Origin of the sequence: Prevotella amnii CRIS 21A-A (genome assembly GCF_000177355.1) — a bacterium.
In the GTDB taxonomy this organism is placed as follows: Bacteria; Bacteroidota; Bacteroidia; order Bacteroidales; family Bacteroidaceae; genus Prevotella; species Prevotella amnii.
The window spans coordinates 1-3,212 of record NZ_ADFQ01000054.1; the positions used below are offsets into that span (position 1 = coordinate 1).

Here is a 3,212-nt window from a genome sequence, read left to right on the forward strand (position 1 = left end):
CGGCTTTGCCAATCTCTCTGGCGGCTATGAGCTTCGGGATAATGGAATATTCAAGGGCACAATAGCACCAAAGAATATTACTCCGATATTTACGGACAGAGTTGAGCCAGTTTGTATATTCGAGGGGTTTATGGACTTTCTATCCTTTCTTTTAATGAAAGAAGAAGTTATCCACCACTGTCTTGTGATGAACTCCGTAAGCAATGTGGTAAGGACTATCCGCTATTTGAATGACCGACACCTTACCCATATCCGTGCCTTCCTTGACAATGATGAAGCAGGACGGAGGGCTGTTCAAGATTTCATAAAGGCAGGCTTCCATGTTGAGGACATGAACATACATTACCAAGACTTCAAGGATCTCAACGATTTTCATGTCAGCCGTGTCCGTGAGCAGCAGAAACGGAAAGCACAGGAACAGACACACATATCGTTTACAGAGCAAAAGGAAAGTAAGAAATCAAAACAAGTCAAACATAAAATTAGATAGCAAAATGGAAAATAAAACAAAGACAACAGACAAAGATTTTTCCTGGCTTTTGGGTGTGGAAGATGAAACAGAGTACGAATCTACTCCACAGAAAGGGACAGAGGTTCCTGAAATAGAAAGACCAACTAACAAGCAGGATACAGAGAATACTGCGCACTCTGAGCCTGCACAGCATACAGAGAATGCAACCGTTCAAAGGCGCATCAGCTCAAAAATGAGGAAGAAAACACTCGAAGCCTACAAGCAAGCCTATCTTGTGCCAACCAAACTGAGCAACCGAAAGGCGGTCTATCTAAGCCTATAAACGCATGAGCGTGCCGACTTTATCGTGCGCAGATTGGGCGACAAGGGCAGCAACCTTTCAAGTTTCGTGGAGAACATCGTGCGCATTCATTTGGAGGAGTATGGTGAGGACATAGAGAAGTGGAGAAAGCTGTGAGGCACAGGAAAAGGGAGCGAGGACTTTTGGGAAAAGGGGCTATTATTCCACTCAAAACCCTCAACCCTTTTTTAGAGAACATATCAACAGACATTTGTCAAACATACTGAATGATGGGAACACCACGAACACAGTTAAACACAGAATGCACGGCATTCACTTTTCAACTACAAAACGCCTTGTGCGTAAACGTCTCGTTAGCTGATATTGCAAGACGTCAGTTTGTACCCACAAACTGCTCTTGCTCCCCTCGTCAGACTGTCGGGGAGATTAGACCGTAATCACTCAGTTCTCATCGGTCAGTGTTCGGGAATTAAGCAACAACGAATCATCTACAATGATTAACTTTCAAGGAAACTTATATGAGCAGATACAAGGGAAAAGCTGCCCGATGGCAGCAACAGGATAAGGAAGAACAGAAGATGAACAAGACAGAGTTCATCAAAGTAAGATGTACCTTAGAGGAGAAGCAGCGTATCAAGTCAAAGGCAGAAAGTGCGGGGCGTAAGTTCTCCGATTACTGTCGTGAGATACTCCTAAATGGAGAGGTGGCAGCCGTTCCCAAGATGACAGACAATGAGAGGGAAGCCATTGCCATCCTCCAACATACAGGAAGATTCTATGGGCAGGTTTCTAACCTCATCAAGGTCAAGGACGAAGATTGGCTACATATCACAAAGAACCTCTCGCTATGTGCCAAAGAAGCATTTAAGCGATTTTACGACCCCCATTTTTATGTGAACGATGAGATATATAAGGTCTTAAATCTAACAAGAGATGATCGGAAAATGTAAGGCGATAGCACATGGCAGCACGGCTTTAGACTATATTTTCAGAGAGGGTAAACTTGGCAGTCGGCTTGTCTTCCACAATCTTTGCAGCAGGGAGCCAAAGGCTATCTATGAGGAAATGAAAGTGGTCAGCAATTACAACAGCCGTTGCAGGAACAAGTTTCTCCGCATTAAAATCGGTATCGCACCACAAGACGAAAGAAAGCTACCTGTGTCAGAACTTATGCGGATAGTCCATTTGTTTGCCAAACGAATAGGACTTGACAACCACCAATGGGTGACAGTAACGCACAAGGACACCGATAATAGACACATTCACATAATTGCTAACCGTATCAGTCTGTATGGAGAAGTCTATGATACCACCTTTGTGAGCAATAGGGCTGCAAGGGTGGCAGAGGAAATCAGCAGGGAGAAAGGCTTGACCATTGCAAAAGAGGTCAAGGCAGAAAGGAAACACCAAAAGGAAAAAGCCAGCCCTACAAGAGAGCAAACAAAGCAGCAGGTGCAGAAGATTTGCCACACCTTGCTTGAAAAGTACAAAGGTATGGGTATTACTGGGCATTCCATGTTCCTTTACGAGTTGAACAAGAACGGTATCGCAATAGAGCGCATGAAGAACAAGCAGAGCAAGGTTTATGGTTTGAAGTTCTCATACGCAGGGCAATCCTTTAAGGCTTCCGAAATCGGTAGGGAGTTCGGCTACCGTTCCTTGCAGAAGAACTTTGAAGAAACCAACAAGAAAGAACAGAAGAAACCACACCAAACGATACAAGAGCCAATAGAAAAGAAAGAACAACCTGATACCGGTTATCAACTCGTACCTCCAAGTCGTTCCTCTATCTCACGAGACAATGACACGCCACAAGTGCAGAACTCCATTGATGCAGTGGCAGACACTATCGTTAGCGCAGCTGATGAAGTTGTGGAAGGGTTAGGCGATTTGATTACACCATCCACACAGGGCAATGACTATGCTGAAACGGCATGGCAGCGTAAACTCAGATACCACGCCAATAGAAAGAAAAGACGAGGAAGAGGAATATAACCTACAACCAGACAATCAATCAAAAGTGCAGAAAGAAGAATATCTTATCAAAAACGTTTGTTATTCGGTAATAAAGTATTATCCGTTGCAAACGGAATTACAAGCGTTCTTTGTTAATGCAGAGACTTGCGACTAAAAGCAATTCGCTCGTTTCCAAATCGTTACCTGTTTAGTTTGTGCAATAAGGTAACTTCTTTATTTTCAATTAGATACATTTTAAGAATTATCTTTCTGAGTAAAAGTCTATCTGAAACACTCATTAAAGCTCCTTTCGTGTTACTTTTCAATTTGGTAATAAGTTGTATTCCGTCAACGAAAAGCCTTTGAAAGAGGTTCTTGCCTATGTATCCCTTATCACCGAATAGCTTACCATATATAAAATCTATGAATGCTTTGTACTCCAAAGGTTTACGGTCATTAACATCTCCCGGCGTTATAATAAAG

3 protein-coding genes and 2 pseudogenes are annotated in these 3,212 nt (G+C 42.9%); 4 read left to right on the plus strand and 1 reads right to left on the minus strand.

All coding sequences use genetic code 11. The features are described from left to right. The 4 genes and pseudogenes from HMPREF9018_RS04895 to HMPREF9018_RS04910 form a co-directional block, all read left to right on the plus strand. A partial coding sequence (locus HMPREF9018_RS04895) for a toprim domain-containing protein (RefSeq protein WP_008448915.1) occupies positions 1-490 on the plus strand: 490 nt, incomplete at its 5' end. Positions 491-494: 4 nt separating this feature from the next. Continuing rightward, positions 495-929, plus strand: a pseudogene (locus HMPREF9018_RS04900) (DUF3408 domain-containing protein). 362 nt (positions 930-1,291) lie between these two features. Next, positions 1,292-1,723, plus strand: coding sequence for a plasmid mobilization protein (locus HMPREF9018_RS04905; protein WP_008448923.1), 432 nt, complete (start codon positions 1,292-1,294; stop codon positions 1,721-1,723). Then, positions 1,707-2,768: a relaxase/mobilization nuclease domain-containing protein gene (locus HMPREF9018_RS04910; RefSeq protein WP_008448917.1), complete on the plus strand. Its 1,062-nt coding sequence runs from the start codon at positions 1,707-1,709 to the stop codon at positions 2,766-2,768. Before HMPREF9018_RS04905 ends, HMPREF9018_RS04910 begins: the two co-directional genes overlap by 17 nt. A gap of 227 nt (positions 2,769-2,995) precedes the next feature. Here the strand turns inward: HMPREF9018_RS04910 and HMPREF9018_RS04915 are convergent. Then, positions 2,996-3,212 (minus strand): annotated as a pseudogene (locus tag HMPREF9018_RS04915) (transposase); the annotation flags it as partial.

Excerpts from the sequence above, each read along its gene's own strand:
- HMPREF9018_RS04905 (WP_008448923.1), top strand. The coding sequence starts at position 1,292 with ATGAGCAGATACAAGGGAAAAGCTGCCCGATGGCAGCAACAGGATAAG.
- HMPREF9018_RS04910 (WP_008448917.1), top strand. The coding sequence starts at position 1,707 with ATGATCGGAAAATGTAAGGCGATAGCACATGGCAGCACGGCTTTAGAC.